This is a genomic window from Streptomyces sp. NPDC048639, assembly GCF_043199075.1.
Taxonomy (GTDB): domain Bacteria; phylum Actinomycetota; class Actinomycetes; order Streptomycetales; family Streptomycetaceae; genus Streptomyces.
Map to the genome: position 1 here is coordinate 723,040 of NZ_JBICVP010000003.1, position 17,392 is coordinate 740,431.

Consider the following 17,392-nt stretch of genomic DNA (forward strand, 5'->3'; position numbering starts at 1 on the left):
GCGTCCGCACCGGGGTGCGTCACCTGCGTCATGAGCAAGGGCCCCGCGGACCTGGTCCGCGGGGCCCTTTCTCATGGCCTGAGGGGGGTGTGCCGCCGGCACCTGCACCGGGAACACCGTGCTTACGAGGCGGCCTCGGGCTGCGCCGTGGTCGAAGAGGCCGCCGCCGGGGCCTGTTCGGTGGGTGTGCCGGTATCCGCACCGGTGGGCGTCCCCGTGGGGTTGACCCGGCCGACCGGCTGCGGGACCACGGCCGTACGCATCGCCTGTTCACGGGCGTACGCCCGCAGATAGCCGAAGACCGTGTTCGTCACCGCGACCAGCGGCACGGCGACCACCGCTCCCCCGATGCCCGCCACCAGGCTGCCCGCGGCAACCGACAGGACGACGGCCAGCGGGTGCACCCGTACCGCGCGGCCCAGGATGAACGGCTGCAGCACATGGCCCTCGATCTGCTGCACCGCCAGCACCACGATCAGGGCCATCAACGCGGTGAACACCCCCTGGGTGACCAGGGCGACGATCACCGCCAGGGCTCCCGAGACCACCGCACCCACCAGCGGGATGAACGCGAAGAGGAAGATGAACACGGCCAGCGGCACGGCCATCGGGACGTCGAGGACGTAGAGCCCGAGCCCGATGAAGATGGCGTCGATCAGTGCCACCAGAACCGTGCCGCGCACATACGCGGTGAGCGTCCGCCATGCACGCGGGCCCGCGCCCGCGACCCCGGGCCTGGCCGCGCTCGGTACGAGCTTGAGCACCCACTCCCAGATCCTGCGCCCGTCGTAGAGCAGGAAGAGCGTGCTGAACATCGCCAGCAGGATCCCGGAGAGCCCCTCGAGGATCACCGTGACGCCTTCGAGCCCGGCCGAGGTGAGCTCCTCGGTGTTGGAACCGATCGCGTCCCGCAGGCTGTTCGCGATGTCGCTGATCTGGTCCTCGGTCACATGGAACGGGCTCTGCAGCAGCCACGCCTGCAACTCGTCGATGCCGTCCTGGACCCGCTTGGCGAGCGTGTCGACGTTCTCCATGACCTGCCAGACCACGAACCAGCCCACCAGGCCCATGATCACGAAGCCGGTGATGAACGTGAGCGCGGTGGCGAGGCCGCGCGGCAGCCCCACCCTGCGGAGCCGGGTCACGGTGGGCTGCAGCAGCGCGGTGATGAGCAGCGCGGCGACGAACGCCAGCACCACGAGCTGCACGGCGCTGATGACGCGCATGAGCACCCAGAGCGTGCCGGCGAGGACGAGCAGCCGCCAGCTCGCCTCGGCCGCCACCCGGAGACCCCAGGGAACGGCGGCGGACGGCTCGGGCTTCGCGGCGACGGCGGGCGCGTACGAGGGCGGGGCCGGTACGTGGTCCGCGGCAGTGCGCGCGCCGTCCGCGTCCTCGCCCGTGCCCGGGGAGCCGCCGCCCGTCGCGCCTGCCGCCGAGTCCCCGTAGTCGTCCTGCTCGGCCGAGGCCGCCGCGGCGGCACGGCGCTCATCCAGGCGCTTCGCGGCACGGCCCAGACGCGAGCCCCAATCACCCAGCATCTGCGGCAATGTGGCCATCTCTTCCTCAACCCCCAGTCCCCGGCGTCGTACCGCACGACGGTACCCCGGAGGGAGGACACGACGGAGCCCCCGGCCCGTCGAAGGGCCGGGGGCTCCGGTCGTACGCGATGCCGCCGGGGGTCAGTACCAGTGGTTGGCCTGCCAGAAGTCCCATGCGCCGCACGGGCTGTCGTAGCGGCTGTTCATGTAGTTCAGGCCCCACTTGATCTGGGTCGCGGGGTTGGTCTTCCAGTCCGCACCCGCCGAGGCCATCTTCGAGCCCGGCAGTGCCTGGACGAGACCGTACGCGCCCGAGGAGGGGTTGCTGGCCGTGTAGTCCCACCCGGACTCGTGGTCCACTATGTTGCTGAAGCACTGGAACTGGTCCGCCGCCATCATCTGGCGGGCCATGCTCCGGACCTCTTCACGGGTGTACGAGGCCTGCTGGGGGAAGTCGGTACGCGATGCGGAGCGGGCCGCCTTCAGCGACTCCGTGCGTTCCTTCGCGGCCTTCGCCTCGGCAGCCTTCTTCTCCGCCTCGGCCTTCTTCTCCGCCGCGTCCTTCGCTGCCTGCTTGCGAGCGGCTTCCTCGGCGGCCTTCTTCGCCGCCGCGTCGGCAGCGGTGGACTGCGCGTCCGCCTGCTCAGTGAGCGACGCGGTCTGGGCCTGCGTCTGGTCCCCCGCGGAAATGTCCGCAAGGAGCGTCGCGTCGGCAGCGGTCGGCTCGGCGGCCTCTGCCGCCCCGCCCTGAGTGCTGCCCGAGGCGACGCCGACGACGGCGCCGACTGTGGTGACCGCAGTGGCGGATGCCACCGCGAATCCCCGGACCGAGATCCGGCTCACACGGTTTCCTTCCAGCATCGCCCGCTTCAGGTGACCTCGCGGACGCAATCGTGCCCCTGGCGCTGGTCTCCCCTTGTTCCGGCCCGGGTCGCGATGACAAGGACCGGCTGGTCACGGGAGGCACTGGCCCGGTGCGAACTCCCGTGGGAGTTCCGCGTGGTGCTCGGGCGGCATACGGCGAACGCCTGTTGAGTTGTGTGGTGCAACACCGCTGGGGGTGCTGGTGTGCCGTATGCGGGGCCTGACAGGACCCACACACTGCCCGAAGCCCGCGTCCCGAGGCAATTCCACGTTGGGTGGGAAAGCTCACACCCGGTTTACCCCTGGGGTTTTACGGAAACCCCGGCACAACACAGCGCCGCGCAGCTAAGCTCTTTGGCTTACTGCGCGGCGCCAAGTGGCCCCAGATCAGGACCTAGTGGGATTCGGCCGCACGAATGCGCCCTCCGTGCCGTCCCGGTCTAAATACGGGTCTCTTCCAGCATTTCGGTCACCAGAGCCGCGATCGGCGAACGCTCCGAGCGGTTGAGCGTGACGTGCGCGAACAGCGGGTGCCCCTTCAGTTTCTCGACGACCGCGACCACGCCGTCGTACCGCCCGACCCTGAGGTTGTCGCGCTGCGCCACGTCATGGGTCAGCACCACCCGCGAGTTGGCACCGATCCTGGACAAAACGGTCAGCAGTACATTGCGTTCCAGCGACTGCGCCTCGTCGACGATCACGAAGGCGTCGTGCAGCGAACGGCCGCGGATGTGCGTGAGCGGCAGTACCTCGAGCATGCCGCGGCCCACGACCTCCTCTATGACGTCGCGCGTCGTCACCGCCGAGAGCGTGTCGAAGACGGCCTGCGCCCAGGGGCTCATCTTCTCGGCCTCGGTGCCGGGCAGGTAGCCCAACTCCTGCCCGCCCACGGCGTACAGCGGCCGGAAGACCATCACCTTCTGGTGATGACGGCGCTCGAGCACGGCCTCCAGGCCGGCGCACAGCGCCAGCGCGGACTTGCCGGTGCCGGCCCGGCCGCCCATCGAGACGATGCCGACGTCCTGGTCCAGCAGCAGATCCAGGGCGATCCGCTGCTCGGCGGACCGGCCGTGGATTCCGAACACCTCGCGGTCGCCGCGGACGAGACGGATGCCGCCGTCGGCCGTGACCCGGCCGAGCGCCTTTCCACGCTCGGACTGCAGCACCAGACCGGTGTGCACGGGAAGCTCGGCCACCTCGGGCACATGCACGACCTCGGATGCGAAGAGCTCGTCCACCTGCTCGGCCGTGACGGTCAGTTCCGACATTCCGGTCCAGCCGGAGTCGGTGATGGCGAGCTCTGCGCGGTACTCCTCGGCGAGCAGACCGACGGACGACGCCTTGATACGCAGCGGCAGATCCTTGGAGACGACAGTGACGTCGTACCCCTCGGCCTGCAGGTTCCTCGCCACGGCGAGGATCCGCGTGTCGTTGTCGCCCAGGCGCCCGCGCTCGTTCAGGAACGAGGCCGGGAGAACGGTGGGGTCGGAGTGGTTCAGCTCGACCCTCAGCGTGCCACCCAGCTCCCCGATCGGGATCGGCGCGTCGAGCCGCCCGAACCGGATGCGGTAGTCGTCGAGCAGGCGCAGTGCCTGCCGGGCGAAGTACCCGAGCTCCGGATGGTGCCGCTTGGCCTCCAGTTCCGTGACCACGACAACGGGAAGCACGACTTCGTGCTCCTCGAAACGGGCCATCGCCATTGGGTCGGCCAGCAGAACGCTGGTGTCGATGACATAGGTGCGCCGGTCGTGCGTGCGGCGCTTTGTGCTGGTCACCACGGGTGGACGAACCCCCTCGCATGAGGTCGGGGCGCGACGGCGTCGCCGGGGAATGGACCGGGCTCGGGCCGCAATGCGCGGGCCGTGCTCCGGCCCTCGGCGTGGTCCGCACGAAACGCGCGGTCGTCCGTGTGCAAAGGGCCTCCCGGGCGGGCGACCCCATGCCACCCGCTGGTGTGCCGGACGCCCGTGGACCGGGCGTCGACTTGCAAGGGATATTCCCTCGAAGTGAGGCCACCATGCCACGGCATATGACGGCCCGTATGTGAACTTTTCGCAACGCCAAGGGCTCCCTGGCGCATGATTCCAGGGCAGAAAACGGGATGTATTCAGACATTCCGATCTGCGCCATTGGAGCTACCCCTCAAGGTCGCGCGCCCCGAACGGGAGGACGGCGCGCGCCCCCTGGCGCCCTCGCCATGGGTGGGTGCACGGGGGCGGGCGGACGCTCGGTGGGGTGCCGGTCGGTGGGGTACCGGTCGGTGGCTCGGGGGCGCCGCGCTCGTGGGGTTCGCGTTACAGCGGTGGGCTCGCGTTGCTGCGGCGGCCGCGTTGCTTCGATGGGGCAAGGCGGAGCGCGGTGTGCGGTCCGCCCCGGCCGGTGAGGTCCGCGCCGAGGCGTCCCGGTGGGCCTGCACTCGGCGCGGCTACGGCAGGCGCGCCGGGGCGGGCGAGCCGGGCCACGGGCCCTGACACCCGAGGGGCAGCGGAACGGGTCCATGGCGCGAGGGCACGGTGCCGGGGCCACGGTGCCGGGGCCACGGCGCCGGGGCCACGGCGCCGGGGTCCATGGCGCCGGGGTCCATGGCGCCGGTGCGCACCCGGGAGCCGGGCCCAGCGCGGCTGCGGTCGGGGCTCGGCCCCACCGGACCCGACGCGGGGAGCCGGGGCGACCCGGCTACGGCATGGCACGCCCCTGCGAGGTCAGGATGCGGGTGGGTGGAAAGCAACCGCTGTGCGGCCACGGAGGTCCGCCCCGGTCGCGGACCGGAGGGGGGAACCGCCCGTGCGGAGGAGCGGACGAGGGGCGCACACCCGTATGACCGGGGCCTCGCCGCGGGGCCGGAGGGGATCGGGGCCGGAGCGGATCGGGCCGGAGGGGATCGGCGCCGGAAAGGATGCAGACGTCGCCGCCGTACAGATCGCCGTGCAGAGGGAGCCCGGCGAGAGCGGCGCGAAGGCGGGGGCCCTGCAGAGGAAAGGCAGCGCCGGCGCGAGGCAGCGGAAGGTCAGAGGGTCGTACAGAGAGGACCGCCCGCGGGGAGCGCCTTCCCGGCGAGGGGTCAGCCTCCGTACCGCCGGTGCCGCGCCGCGTAGTCCCGCAGCGCGCGCAGGAAGTCGACCTTGCGGAACGCGGGCCAGAAGACCTCGCAGAAGTAGTACTCGGAGTGGGCGCTCTGCCAGAGCATGAAGCCGGAGAGGCGCTGCTCGCCACTGGTGCGGATGACCAGGTCCGGGTCGGGCTGGCCCCGTGTGTAGAGGTGTTCGGCGATGAGGTCGATGTCGACGATCTCCGCGAGCTCCTCGAAGGACGTGCCCTTGCGCGCGTGGTCGAGAAGGATCGACCGCACCGCGTGGGCGATCTCCTGGCGGCCTCCGTAGCCGACGGCCACGTTCACGAGTATCCCGTCGATGCCGGCCGTCGCCTGCTCTGCCTCCTTGAGGACCGACCGCGTACGGTCCGGCAGCAGGTCCAGCGTCCCGACGTGGTGGACGCGCCAGCGGCCGTCCGCCGCGAGGTCGCGCACCGCGTCCTCGATGATGCCGAGCAGGGGTACGAGCTCGTCATCCGGCCGGTCGAGATTGTCCGTCGAGAGCAGCCAGAGCGTGACCACCTCGACGTCGGTCTCGGCGCACCAGCCCAGCAGCTCGCGGATCTTCTCCGCGCCCGCCTGGTGACCCTGTTCGGTGGTGCCGCCCGCGGCACGAGCCCAGCGCCTGTTGCCGTCCAGGATCACGCCGATGTGCTTGGGCACCTGGGCGTGGTCGAGGCGGCCTTCCACCCGGCGTGCGTAGAGCCTGTACACCAGGTCGCGCAGGTTCATTGCCTTCTCCAGCCCCTCCGTACTGACGGCCCCCAGGCTTTGCACCTTACTGCCGTCTCCGGTGCCTGGCCCAACCCGGGGACCGGGAGGTATGTCATCGTCGCGTGATAGGGAAGAAGCTGTGACAGACACCTTTCCCTACTGCGCCGCCGACGAGCGCTACGACTCCATGGAGTACCGGCGCTCGGGCCGCAGCGGCCTCAAGCTGCCCGCCGTCTCGCTGGGCCTGTGGCACAACTTCGGCGACGACCGGAGCCTGCAGTCGCAGCGGTCGATCCTGCGTCGCGCCTTCGATCTCGGCGTGACGCACTTCGACCTGGCGAACAACTACGGGCCCCCGCCCGGCTCGGCCGAGCGGAACTTCGGCACGCTCTTCGCCCAGGACTTCCGTCCGTACCGGGACGAGCTCGTCCTCACCACCAAGGCCGGCTACGACATGCACCCCGGCCCGTACGGCGAGTGGGGCTCGCGCAAGTATCTGCTGTCCTCGCTCGACGCCTCGCTGCAGCGGATGGGCGTCGACTACGTGGACATCTTCTACTCGCACCGCTTCGACCCCGAGACGCCGCTCGAGGAGACGATGGGCGCGCTGGCGTCCGCCGTCCAGCAGGGCAAGGCGCTGTACGTCGGCGTCTCCTCCTACACCTCCGAGCAGACGGCGGAGGCGGCGCGGCTGCTGCGCGGGATGGGCGTGCGCCCGCTCATCCACCAGCCCTCGTACTCCATGATCAACCGCTGGACCGAGGACGACGGGCTGCTCGACACCCTGGAGGCCGAGGGCATGGGCTGCATCGCCTTCGCCCCGCTCGCCCAGGGACTGCTGACGGACAAGTACCTGGAGGGGATCCCCGAGGGTTCGCGGGCCTCGCAGGGCAAGTCGCTCGACCCGGGGCTGCTGACCGACGAGATCGTACGGCGGCTGCGCGGCCTCAACGACATCGCGCGGCGCCGCGGGCAGTCGCTGGCCCAGCTGGCGCTCAACTGGGTGCTGCGCGACGACCGGATGACCTCCGCTCTGATCGGTGCCTCGAGCGTGGCTCAGCTCGAGGCCAACGTCGCGGCCCTCGCCGCGCCTCCGCTCACGGCCGATGAGCTGAAGGACATCGACGAGTTGGCGCGGTCGACGGAGGGCGTCAACATCTGGGCCGGCCGGAGCTGATCTCCTGGCGCCGGGGACGCACCGACGCGGGGTGGCTCGCACCGAGCCGCCGCCGCGCCGCTCCGCGGCTCACGCGGGCACGAAAAACGGGCCGGTTCGTGGGGGGGATGACGAACCGGCCCGAGGGGGGGTCCCCACCATAACCGCTGGGCCGCGCCGATCCCGGTAGCCACGGGGGTGACAGCGAGTGGCGCATGCTGACGCCGGGCTCGCCGCTTCCGTTCGTCTGTCCGAACCGTCGGACGCGCGGGCCTCTCAGCCCGCGCCGAGTCCGCCGAGCATCAGAGCGAGCAGGGTCCCGGCCATCATGAAGGGGCCGAAGGGCAGAGCCGTCTTTCGGCTCGCACGCCGGGCCACGAGCAGCCCCATCCCGTAGAGCGCCCCGAAGAGAAATCCGGCGAACGCGCCCGCGAACAGCAGCGGCCAGCCGTACCACCCCAGGGCGACCCCGAGCGTGAGCGCCAGCTTGACGTCCCCGAACCCCATGCCGCTGGGGTGGATCAGAAACAGCACCAGATACGCAGCGCCGAGTCCGAGTCCGCCGAACAGCGCGCCCGTCCAGGAGCCCGCGTGCCCGGGCAGCAGCGCGGCGGCGCCGAGGAGGGCGACCGCTGCCGCGGGCATGGGCAGCGTGAGGACGTCGGGCAGCCGGTGCACGGCGAGGTCGACCAGCGCCAGGACGCAGAGGAAGGGGACGAGCAGCAGCCACACCGCCAGTTCGGGCCGCGCGCCCGTGGTGGCGGCGAGTCCGCCGCACACAAGGGCCACCACCGTGGCAGCCATGGCGCCGGAGGGTCCGTAGCGCCCGCCGGGCCGCACAGGCCACGGGCCGCCGGAAGCGGTACGGGGATCGGCGCCGGGGGGCCGGACCGTGTCCGCTCCGGAGACCGGCGGCGCGACATCCGCCGACAGGGTTGACCCGTCCTGGGCCGCGACGGCGCCCGGCGACGGCGCGGCTCCGGTGGGCAGTGCCGTTCCCGCACACTCCCGGCACCGGGCGGGGCCCAGCCAGCCGCGGGCGGTCCCGGTGAGGGGGTGCCCGGACGGACACCGGGTGCGCCATGGCTCCTCGGGCTCCACGGCCAAGCGGAACACGGCCCGGGGAACAAGCAGTCCGCAGAGGGCGCCGTGGACGACGGCGAGAGCTGTCAGCAGCAGGTGCACCCCCCGACCTTACGGACTGCCGTCGCCGCGGTCACCGTCCAGGTCCTCGACCGACCGGCCCGACCCGGCGGGCGGTGTCCACAGGTCGGTGGTCCCGTGCGGCAAGCTGTGGACAGCGCGCACAACCGGGCTCGTGCAGAGGCGAGTTGGCCCCGGACCGGCATGCCCGGCCTGAGCGGACTCGACCGTCTTGCCCGCGGTCGCCTCTCGTAGAAGGCTCGTCGCGGAGATCCCGGGATGCGTGACCGCACAGGGGAGTTGGGGACAAGGGGAGGCATGGGAAAGCGCATGAACGACGGCGTCGGGCTGCTGCGGATCGCCGAGAGAGCGGCCAAGAGCCCGGCCGGGGCCGATCCCGAGGCAGTGGCAGCCGCAATGGCAGCCGCGGCGGCGGTGGCGGAGTCGGTGCCGGGCACACGCCCCGGTGACGGGATTCCGCTGGAGATCGCCGCCTCCTACCGAACCCGTACCCGCGGGCTGCTGGGGCGGGACGGCCTCGACGGGGCGATCCTCCTCACCCCCGCCGCGAGCGTGCACACGTTCCGGATGCGGTTCGCGATCGACGTCGCGTATCTCGACCGCCGCCTGCGCGTCCTGGCCGTACGGACCATGCCGCCCGGCCGTCTCGGGCTTCCGCGGCTGCGCTCGCGGCATGTGCTGGAGGCGGAAGCGGGGGCGATGGAGCGGTGGGGGCTGCGGGCGGGGCTGCGCGTCGAGGTCGTGGCCCCCTCCCCAGCGCGCTGATCGCGCTTCCGCCCGCAGCGCCCTGGCTGCGCTCCCTGCCCCGCCCCGCCGCGCGGCAGCCGCGCTCCGGCCGCAGCGCCCTAGCCGCGCTTCCGTGGTGACGGGCCGGCGCCCGACGCCGCCGCCCCACTCGCCCGGGCCGCGAGGAAGTCCTCGAACGTGCCGTGTCCGACGGCCCGTTCAGGAGTCAGGTTCGCTCCCCGCCGCACGGCGCGCATCATCCTGCCGGGCAGCCACAGCGGTACGACCCTGCGGCGCCGCCCCACAGACGCGAGAAAGCTGCGGGCCAGGTCGGTGTGCGTACGGACCTCCGGGCCACCCATCTCGGGGACGTGGCCCGCCGGTTCCCCGGCGGCGAGTTCGATGAGGCGGTCGGCCACTTCACGGACCTCGACCGGCTGGATGCGGACACCCGACAGCGACAGGGTGACCGGGAGCCTCCGCTGCGCTTCCGTGATCATGGCGATCAGGTCGTGGAACTGGGTCGTGCGGAGGACCGTCCACGGCAGTCCCGACGCCTCGATCAGCCGCTCCGCCTCCAGCTTGGCCCGGTAGTAGCGGAACGGGATCCGGTCGATACCGACGATCGAGATGTAGACGATGTGCGGCCTGCCGCCGTGCCTGCTCGCGGCCTCCAGCAGCAGTCGGGTGCCCTCGGCGTCGCCCCGCCCGCCGGTGGTCGCGCAGTGCACGATCGTGTCCGCGCCCGCCACGGCGCGATCGATCCCGGCGCCGGTGCGGATGTCGCCGGTGGCCCACTCGTACGGGGCGGTGTCGTCGGCCGGTCGCGGTCGCCGGCTCAGCACCCGTACGGTCCGGCCGTCGTCGAGGAGCCGCCGGACGACGGCCCGCCCGAGCGTTCCGGTACCGCCGGTCACGAGAATCGGTCCGTTCACGGATTCACTCCTCCTGGCGGGTCGTCGCGCGCGACGCCCGTCCGTCCACGGGGCCGGGGGCCGCTCGGCCGGCCCGGCCGCTCCGTACGCATGTCACCCGATGAGGACGAGGCTCACCACCCGGGTGTGACACCCGGGTGGTGAGCGGGCCTCTCAGTGGGTTCAGCAGCCCGTGGTCCAGGTGTGGGAGTCGCCCCGGTCGTTGGCACCGGAGTCGTAGCCGACCTCCTGGCCGGGGGTCAGGCAGATGGTGACGCCGCCGCCCTGCCAGGCGCTGGCGTAGACCTTGACGTGGTCCTTGACGCCCGGGCCCGAGATGCCGTGGTTGGCCCACGAGCTGTCCTGGTCGGCGATGTTGCCCTCCCACCAGCCGTCGTCGCCGGTCCAGCCCACGGCCAGGCCGCCGAAGTTGGCGTCGGTGAAGGCGCAGAAGCTGCCGGAGGAACAAGGGGCGGCGGCCTGGGCCGTACCGGGTACGGCGACCAGGGCGGCGCCGGCGGCGAGGACCATGCCGGCCGCGGTGATGAGGGTCTTGCGCATGATGTCGATCCCTTCGATGAGGTGAGGCGAGATTCCGTGATGCCGGTGATCTCGGTGAGTGAGGCCGAGTGGCCCCGAACGGGGACGCACTCGCCGAACCCGGTGGCCTGCCGGCCGGTCGGCCGGTCCTGGCTCCGGGAGTCTGTGGATGGGGGGGGCGGGCCGCGGCGCGGTGCGGCCGGGAGTGACGAGGCGAACGGCCGGGCGCGGCCCGCGGAGGCAGGGCACTGGCCGGAAAGGAGGCCTCGGAGGTGGAGAGCCGGACCCGGGGCGCCGATCCCGATGGCCCGCGACGCATGCCCCCGGTGGCGCGGGCAGGACGCCTACGCGGCGGGTGGCGCGGCTGGGAGTGGCGCTAGAGGCCGTGCCGTACGGCGATGCGCAGGCCCCGCTCGCGCATCCGCCGGTGGTCGGCGATCTGCCCGGCGTACTCGGCGCGTACGTCGGCCGCTCGGCGCTTCTCCAACGCCGCGCCGGTGCGGGCGAGGTCCGTGCTCCGTACGCACCGCGCCTCGGCCACGGCATAGCGCTGCTGCAGGGCGGTGGCCTCACGGGGTTCGAGGTCGTGGGCGCGGCGCTGCCATGCGCTGCGCAGTTCCCCCGGGTCCTCGGCCTTCTCAACCGGGGCGATACAGCGCGACCAGCGGGCCAGCACGGCGCGGTACGCGGTGTCCCGGGTCACGCGCCGGTGGGTGACGGCCTGGAGGTTGTTGACCGCGACCGATGCGCGGAACCAGCGCGCCTGGTCGCCGTAGAGGGTGCGCTGGGCCGCGGCGAGGCAGCCGTCGCTGTTGGCCCTGACGACATATCCGGTCGCTGTCCGGGTGGAGAGTTCACGGCGTCCGGTGCCGAACAGCGCGTCGGCCAGCCGCCGTTGCTGCTCCGCCGCCCTCTTCCCGGTCATCTGCCCCTGCGGAGCCTGCCGTGCCTGCCGGGTCTGCTGCGCCCGTGGCGCCGAAGGCGCGTCCCCGGCGCCGGCACCGCGCGCCGGGCCTGCGTTCCGTGCCGCGCCGCCGAAGCCGTGCTCGGCGGCCCAGACCGGGTCGTCGATCCCGTACGGGAACTCGCGCCGCGGTGCGGATCCCCGGTCCTCAGCGGCACCGGCCCCGGTCCCGTTCGCCGACCCGGACGGTGTCGGCGGCGGCGTCACCTTCCGCTCCGTCAGGCATCGCCGTACGAGTGCGGATTCGGCGCTCTTCAGCAGATCGTCCTGGGCTCGGGCCGACCGCGGTACGGGCCGCGACTCCCCCGCATCGTTCCGGCCCGCGCCGTCCGCGCAGCCGGCCACCGTGGCCGCCACGCACATCGACAGCGCCACCGTGGAAACGAACCTCGCAGTCCGCACCGTGGCCACCCCCTGCCCCTCCGGTCGCAATGGACCGGATCAGCCGTCTTCCGACTCCCCCGTCGGCTTGACTCCTATTAGAGGGGAGAGGGAGGCAGTTGTGACCCTCGGACATCAGAGGGCGGAGCCGGACCGGGCGCCCGGGGTCAGTCGCCGCGGGGGAAGGAGACCTCGACGCGCCGGTTCTTCTTGCGGCCTTCTTCGGAGTCGTTGTCCGCGATCGGGTACTGCTCACCGTAGCCGCGGATCTCGAAGGCGATTCCGGCGCCCAGGCTCTTCGCGAGCTTCTTGTGGACGGCGTTGGCGCGGCGCTTGGACAGGACGTCGCCGTGGGCCGAGGACCCCAGGTTGTCGGTGAACCCGAAGATGCGCACCTTCTCCGCGTCCTGCGCCTTGATCTCGTCGGCGATGGTCTCGATGCGCCGGTGGGCCTCGTCGCCCAGCTTCGCGCTGTCCTTGCCGAAGAGGACCTCGGCCTGGAGCGCGAATTTGACGTCCGAATTGGTGTCCTCGCGCCGCTCCTTGCCACCGAGGTCCTCGACGACGGACTTGATGTCGAGCACCTTGGCGGGCGCCAGGGACCCGCCGTCGACCATCTTCAGATCGGGGTCGTTCCCGTCGATCTCCACGGGCGCTGCCGGTTTGGTGATACTGCCCGGCGGCACGTTCGGCTCGTCGTCGGCGTACGCGGGGGTGGCCGGCAGGCCGGTGACGACACCCGTGAGGAGTACGGCACCGGCGACGACGGTCGCGGCGGCGCGCGGTAGCCGTCCCGTGCGCGCTGCCCGCGCCGGATGCCCCGGGGACGCGGGAGCGGCAGCGGCAGCGGCAGCGGAGTGGGCACGGGCATCCGTGGCGATGGGCTCAGGGGCCGAACGGTACGCGGAATGCGGGGCGTTGGCAGTCATCGGCCCGCTCACCCCGAAACCTTGATCGGGGTGCTGGGGAAGGTCGGCATCTGGAAGTCCACCTCCGTGGTGGACTCCGGCGGCGCCGGGAACTGCATGAAGACGGCGAGCGACTTGCCCGCCTCGACCTTGGTCAGCCCGGTGGTGCACAGGCAGCGACCCTCGGTGTCGCGCAGCACGTAGTAGCGCTTCTTGCCCTTCTGGTCGACGAGCATCGCGCCTCCCACCGACCGGCCGCTGCTCCGGACGATCTCCTGCTCGTAGCCGCGCCAGGCACTGACGCCGTAGAACGACTCGTTCCCGTCGTTCTTCACCTCGGCGTTGACGGTGACGAAGCCGCCGGAGTCCCGGCGGGCCGAGTGGACGGTGAGCACCAGGTCGTCGGTCCCCTTGATGACGGCCAGCGTCTCGCTCGCGTCCGGCACCTCGTTCGGGGCGGGGTCCTCGCGGTCGGCCTCGCCCTTGCCGCGATCGGCGGAGGACGAGGCGGCCGGGGCGCGTTCGTCGCCGTTGCCCTCTCCACCGTCACCGCAGCCGACGGCCGTGCATGCCAGTACGGCGGCGACGGCCACCGCGGCCGCTTCCCTGCGGGCCGTCCTGAAGTGTCGGGTCCTCATCTGTACTGCTTCCTTCGGTCGTCGCTCTCGGCTCAGTCGGTCAGATGCACGGAGAACAGGTCGGACGCGCTGGGCAGGAGACCGCTGTCGTCACCGGGGTCGACGGTCCAGTCCCTGCCGTCGCAGGTGAATGCGGCCCGGGGTGCGTCCTCACTGCCGTCGGCATCCTCACCACCGTCGCCGCCGTCACCGCCGTCGGGGCCCTCGCCGTCGCTTCCGCCCGGTTCGCTCCCGCCCGCGTCATCACCGGTGTCGCCGGTGTCGCCGGTGTCGCCGGTGTCGCCGCCGTTCCCCTCGCCGGTCGTGAGACGGCAGCGGGGTTCGATGACCGCGGTGGCCTTGGCCGTGCCGTACGTGCTCTCGGTACCGGGGATCACCGACCGGCCCACCGGGTACTGGGTACGGACCCCGACGGTGAACTCGGGCAGCGGCCCGAGGTCCGCGCCGCAGGAGGTGACATCTGCTCTGTTGCGGTCCGCGAAGTCATGGGCGCCGGGACAGTCCGCCGCGGCGAAGGGGCCCTCGCCGTCCAGCCAGCCCTCCCATGGCTCGCCGTTCTCCACGGCGTCGAGCAGCCCTGTTCGCAGCTCGTCCCGGACGTCCTGCGCCCAGGCCAGGGAGGCCGCGTCCGCCGCGGTCTGCGCCCCGTTGCGCGTCGCCGACGCTTGCCCGACTGCAAAGAATGCGAACGCGAGAAAGAGCAGGGCCCCCACCACGGTCACGTAGATGGGGAACGCCTGCCCTCGGTCGCCGCAGTGGCGTGGAGCGCTCAGCCCGCCTTGACCTTGTCGATCTGCTCGATGATCTTGTCGGTGATGTTCCCGCCGATATCGGTGCCCACGATCGCGCCGATGATCACGACGACCACCATGATGATGCCCAGATACTCGAACGCCGTCTGCCCCCGGTCCGAACGGACGGTCATCGCCCTGACGGCGGTGTTCTTCCAGAACATCGGGTTCCTCTCCCGGGTCGGCCGACTCGATACCTGGAACGTACGCCCGGGCGGTCCGCCGCGAATTGGGCCCCGGGGCCCAATTCCGGGCCCAAAGTCCGAGTCGGGCCCACCATAACGTCCGCCGCCGCCTCATGACCGCCCCTCGCTCAACCACGTCAGTATGGCTGCACTGCGGCTGCCCGAACCGAGCTTCGCAAAGATCCGGTTGATGTGGTTCTTCACGGTCTTCTCGCTGATGAAGCAGGCGGCGGCGATCTGCTGATTCGTCATACCCGATGCGATCAGGTCCATGACCTCCCCCTCCCGCCGGCTGAGCCCGAACTCCTCCCGGGCGCAACCCCGTTCACCTCTCGACTGTCCCACAGCGGATTGCGTTTGCGAAGAGGTTGGGTGAATTTGCGCCGGGGGTGCGAGCCGGGCGTGGGCCGGAGGTGTGACGGCGTTGCGCACCCCGGGCGGGACGGGTGCGGCAGCCGGGGCGGCGCGTACATGTGCGACCAGTGCGTCGACGGCGGTGGAGGTCAGGTGGGCACGGCCCGCCGTGATGTCCCGTACGGCCCGGGCGAGTTCGTCGGCGGTGAACTCGCCGTGGACGAGATAGCCGCCCGCCCCCAGACGCATGGCCTCCTGGACGATCTCGTTCTCGCGGCTGTAGGTGAGCATGAGGACGGGCGCGTACCTGACGAGGTGGGGCAGGGCGGTGAGGCCGTCGACGCCGGGCATGCGGACGTCGAGCAGCACCACGTCCGGCCGTGTCTCGCGGGCCGCGAGCAGCGCCTGTTCGCCGTCCGCCGCCTCCCCCACGACGTCGATGTCGTCCCGGCCGCCGAGGAGCGCGGTGAGCCCGGCCCGGACGACCGGGTTGTCGTCCGCGACGACCACGCGCAGCACCGCGCCCCCGGGGGCCGCCGGGCGTTCGCGGTCAGCGGGGCGTTCACTGTCAGCCGGACGTTCGCGGTCCGCCGGTCGACCGGAATACGCAAGGTCCCGGAGATCCGCCGGGCCCCGGAGATCCGGCGGGTCGCGGGGATCCGGCTCCCGCGTCATCGGGCCCGTCCTCGTCGCGACAGCAGTGCCGACACGGGCAGTTCGAGCCGCACTTCGGTGCCCGAGGCCCGGGGCCCGGCTCCGATACGGATGCGGGCCCCTATGGCCGACGCCCGCTCGACCATGCCCACCAGGCCGAAGTGCCCGGCCTTGCGCAGCTGTTGCAGGTTCGTGCCCGCCGGCAGCCCGCGGCCGTCGTCGACGACACTGACCAGTAGCGTGCCGTCGGTGATGCCCGCCTCGACGCTGACGTGGGTGGCCCGGGCGTGGAGGTGCGCGTTGTCCAGCGCCTCGGACACGATGGTCAGGAGCTGACGGGCCACCGCGTGCGGAACGGACGGCACCGGCGCGGTGCCCAGGCGTTCGAAGACCGCGGGCAGGCCGGTGCGGCGCGAGAAGTCGGCGACCCGGGCCGGGAGTTCATCGGTGACCTGGACGCCCGCACCGTCGAGACCCGACTCCCGCCGCAGGTCCGAGAGCAGCTCCCGGGTCTCGGCGGCGGCCCGGCGGGCCGAGCGCGCGACGAGCCCGGCCTGGCGGCGTACGGTCGCGATGTCCGTGCGCGCATCCGGAACGGTACGGCTGTCGCCGAGGGACGCGCCCACCGCGTCGTCCCGGCGCGTCCCACCGTCGCCCCGTCCCCGTTCCGCGCCGCGCGCGTCACCGCCGTCGCCCCGGGGCCGTTCCCCGTCCTCGGCGGTCCGTGCATCGCCGTCGCCCCGTACCGCGCCGCCGGCGCCGCCCGGACCGGCCGCGTGTTCCGGTCCGGCCCCGCTCCCGGGTTCTGTCCCGTGCCTCGCCCCCGGCCCGTGCTCCGCCGCGGCCGCCCGCTGTCCCGCCTCGGCCCGAACGGCCGAGGCCGCCAGGCCGTCCGCCGCGAGCGCCAGTCCGTGCAGGGTCTTGGCGACGGAGTCGTGCATCTCCCGTGCCAGCCGGGCGCGTTCCTCCGCGACGGCCTCCGCCACCGCGAGCCGGGCGCGTGCCTCGGTGAGCGCCTGCGTCGCCGTGCCGAAGCGGAACATCAGGTTGCGCAGGGAGACCCCCACGGCCCCGGCGACCACGCAGAAGCCGGGCAGCAGCAGGAACCCCAGGCCCGTCGCGTCCAGTTCGGGGTCGGCCGCGTAGACGCCCGCGAGGATGAGTATCTGCAGTCCGGCGAAGAACCCGGCACCGGTCCACCCGTAGACGAGTCCGGCCAGCAGGGGTGTGCAGACGGTGACGAAGGCGAGCGTGGACTCGGGTGTCGCGGTGATCAGCAGCAGCGCGCCGAAGAGCATGTCCGCGGCGAGCAGGGACGGATGCCGCAGCAGCATCGGCCCGAACCGCTCCCAGTCGCGGAACAGCACGTACGACACCATGAAGGTGACCACGACCGCAGACCCGACCAGCCATGTCGAAGGTCCGGGCTCGGTCCGGCCCAGCGCGATCGGCGCCGCCAGCGCGATCATCGCCAGCCGGAAGCCGAAGACCTGACGGCACAGTGCCTGAAGGGCGTTGAGCTGGATCTTCAGTGTCGGCTCGTCACGCGCCCCGCCCGCCGCCGGGGCGACGTCCGCCGCCCCGCCCTGGACGAGGCCGCGCCGCCCGAAGCCCCGGAGCCGGGCGTCCCACGGCCGCCGCTCACCGGGCGGGCGGGGACCGCCGCGCAACCGGTTGAGCCCCGGCAGGTTCGGCAGCCCCGGCAGACCGCGCACCCCGGCCGCGGACGGCGGCCCGTACGACCGCCCGTACGACGGCCCGTAGGTCACCACCGCGGCCTGACGCCCCGGCGTCATCGCACCACCCG

Annotated in this window: 16 protein-coding genes; 2 read left to right on the forward strand and 14 right to left on the reverse strand. The window is 72.3% G+C overall.

Going from position 1 to position 17,392, the window contains the following annotated elements:
* Positions 1 to 122 precede the first annotated feature (122 nt).
* The 4 genes from ACGFNH_RS11430 to ACGFNH_RS11445 all read right to left on the reverse strand — a co-directional run bounded on the left by ACGFNH_RS11430 (position 123) and on the right by ACGFNH_RS11445 (position 6,228).
* Entirely contained in the window at positions 123 to 1,559 is a 1,437-nt protein-coding gene (locus ACGFNH_RS11430; protein ID WP_393652808.1) for an AI-2E family transporter, read from the reverse strand.
* 123 nt (positions 1,560 to 1,682) lie between these two features.
* Positions 1,683 to 2,402, reverse strand: a complete 720-nt coding sequence (locus tag ACGFNH_RS11435) for a transglycosylase SLT domain-containing protein (RefSeq protein ID WP_393652809.1) — start codon at positions 2,400 to 2,402, stop codon at positions 1,683 to 1,685.
* A gap of 443 nt (positions 2,403 to 2,845) precedes the next feature.
* Complete coding sequence (locus tag ACGFNH_RS11440) at positions 2,846 to 4,183, reverse strand: PhoH family protein (RefSeq protein ID WP_393652810.1); 1,338 nt, start codon at positions 4,181 to 4,183, stop codon at positions 2,846 to 2,848.
* 1,283 nt (positions 4,184 to 5,466) lie between these two features.
* Positions 5,467 to 6,228, reverse strand: coding sequence for an isoprenyl transferase (locus ACGFNH_RS11445; RefSeq protein ID WP_393652811.1), 762 nt, complete (start codon positions 6,226 to 6,228; stop codon positions 5,467 to 5,469).
* A gap of 121 nt (positions 6,229 to 6,349) precedes the next feature.
* On the opposite strand from ACGFNH_RS11445, the gene mgrA reads away from it, so the two are divergent.
* Positions 6,350 to 7,387 carry an L-glyceraldehyde 3-phosphate reductase gene (gene mgrA / locus ACGFNH_RS11450; protein WP_393652812.1) on the forward strand — a complete coding sequence of 346 codons (1,038 nt, stop codon included), beginning with the start codon at positions 6,350 to 6,352 and terminating at the stop codon, positions 7,385 to 7,387.
* Positions 7,388 to 7,642: 255 nt separating this feature from the next.
* On the opposite strand, the gene ACGFNH_RS11455 is transcribed toward mgrA, so the two are convergent.
* Positions 7,643 to 8,551: a prepilin peptidase gene (locus ACGFNH_RS11455; RefSeq protein ID WP_393652813.1), complete on the reverse strand. Its 909-nt coding sequence runs from the start codon at positions 8,549 to 8,551 to the stop codon at positions 7,643 to 7,645.
* A gap of 375 nt (positions 8,552 to 8,926) precedes the next feature.
* On the opposite strand from ACGFNH_RS11455, the gene ACGFNH_RS11460 reads away from it, so the two are divergent.
* Positions 8,927 to 9,295: a DUF192 domain-containing protein gene (locus ACGFNH_RS11460; protein WP_393652939.1), complete on the forward strand. Its 369-nt coding sequence runs from the start codon at positions 8,927 to 8,929 to the stop codon at positions 9,293 to 9,295.
* An 80-nt stretch (positions 9,296 to 9,375) separates the two neighbouring features.
* Here ACGFNH_RS11460 and ACGFNH_RS11465 read toward each other — a convergent pair whose 3' ends face one another.
* The 9 genes from ACGFNH_RS11465 to ACGFNH_RS11505 form a co-directional block, all read right to left on the reverse strand.
* A complete protein-coding gene (locus tag ACGFNH_RS11465; protein ID WP_393652814.1) occupies positions 9,376 to 10,191 on the reverse strand; it encodes an SDR family oxidoreductase in 816 nt (271 codons plus the stop codon).
* A 162-nt stretch (positions 10,192 to 10,353) separates the two neighbouring features.
* Positions 10,354 to 10,731: a peptidase inhibitor family I36 protein gene (locus ACGFNH_RS11470; RefSeq protein WP_393652815.1), complete on the reverse strand. Its 378-nt coding sequence runs from the start codon at positions 10,729 to 10,731 to the stop codon at positions 10,354 to 10,356.
* Positions 10,732 to 11,086: 355 nt separating this feature from the next.
* Positions 11,087 to 12,076: a hypothetical protein gene (locus ACGFNH_RS11475; RefSeq protein WP_393652816.1), complete on the reverse strand. Its 990-nt coding sequence runs from the start codon at positions 12,074 to 12,076 to the stop codon at positions 11,087 to 11,089.
* A 146-nt stretch (positions 12,077 to 12,222) separates the two neighbouring features.
* Complete coding sequence (locus ACGFNH_RS11480) at positions 12,223 to 12,984, reverse strand: OmpA family protein (protein ID WP_393652817.1); 762 nt, start codon at positions 12,982 to 12,984, stop codon at positions 12,223 to 12,225.
* Positions 12,985 to 12,992: 8 nt separating this feature from the next.
* A complete protein-coding gene (locus ACGFNH_RS11485) occupies positions 12,993 to 13,601 on the reverse strand; it encodes a hypothetical protein (RefSeq protein ID WP_393652818.1) in 609 nt (202 codons plus the stop codon).
* A 32-nt stretch (positions 13,602 to 13,633) separates the two neighbouring features.
* Positions 13,634 to 14,374: a pilus assembly protein TadG-related protein gene (locus ACGFNH_RS11490; RefSeq protein WP_393652940.1), complete on the reverse strand. Its 741-nt coding sequence runs from the start codon at positions 14,372 to 14,374 to the stop codon at positions 13,634 to 13,636.
* Positions 14,371 to 14,556: a hypothetical protein gene (locus ACGFNH_RS11495; RefSeq protein WP_393652819.1), complete on the reverse strand. Its 186-nt coding sequence runs from the start codon at positions 14,554 to 14,556 to the stop codon at positions 14,371 to 14,373. The genes ACGFNH_RS11490 and ACGFNH_RS11495 overlap by 4 nt, the downstream gene beginning before the upstream one ends.
* 132 nt (positions 14,557 to 14,688) lie before the next feature.
* A complete protein-coding gene (locus ACGFNH_RS11500) occupies positions 14,689 to 15,606 on the reverse strand; it encodes a response regulator (RefSeq protein ID WP_393652820.1) in 918 nt (305 codons plus the stop codon).
* Entirely contained in the window at positions 15,603 to 17,381 is a 1,779-nt protein-coding gene (locus ACGFNH_RS11505) for a sensor histidine kinase (protein ID WP_393652821.1), read from the reverse strand. The genes ACGFNH_RS11500 and ACGFNH_RS11505 overlap by 4 nt, the downstream gene beginning before the upstream one ends.
* Positions 17,382 to 17,392: the final 11 nt, after the last annotated feature.

Bases quoted from the DNA above. Each gene is read 5' to 3' on its own strand.
- ACGFNH_RS11430 (WP_393652808.1), bottom strand. From the start codon at position 1,559: ATGGCCACATTGCCGCAGATGCTGGGTGATTGGGGCTCGCGTCTGGGC.
- ACGFNH_RS11435 (WP_393652809.1), bottom strand. From the start codon at position 2,402: ATGCTGGAAGGAAACCGTGTGAGCCGGATCTCGGTCCGGGGATTCGCG.
- ACGFNH_RS11445 (WP_393652811.1), bottom strand. From the start codon at position 6,228: ATGAACCTGCGCGACCTGGTGTACAGGCTCTACGCACGCCGGGTGGAA.
- ACGFNH_RS11460 (WP_393652939.1), top strand. From the start codon at position 8,927: ATGGCAGCCGCGGCGGCGGTGGCGGAGTCGGTGCCGGGCACACGCCCC.
- ACGFNH_RS11470 (WP_393652815.1), bottom strand. From the start codon at position 10,731: ATGCGCAAGACCCTCATCACCGCGGCCGGCATGGTCCTCGCCGCCGGC.
- ACGFNH_RS11480 (WP_393652817.1), bottom strand. From the start codon at position 12,984: ATGACTGCCAACGCCCCGCATTCCGCGTACCGTTCGGCCCCTGAGCCC.
- ACGFNH_RS11485 (WP_393652818.1), bottom strand. From the start codon at position 13,601: ATGAGGACCCGACACTTCAGGACGGCCCGCAGGGAAGCGGCCGCGGTG.
- ACGFNH_RS11495 (WP_393652819.1), bottom strand. From the start codon at position 14,556: ATGTTCTGGAAGAACACCGCCGTCAGGGCGATGACCGTCCGTTCGGAC.
- ACGFNH_RS11500 (WP_393652820.1), bottom strand. From the start codon at position 15,606: ATGACGCGGGAGCCGGATCCCCGCGACCCGCCGGATCTCCGGGGCCCG.
- ACGFNH_RS11505 (WP_393652821.1), bottom strand. From the start codon at position 17,381: ATGACGCCGGGGCGTCAGGCCGCGGTGGTGACCTACGGGCCGTCGTAC.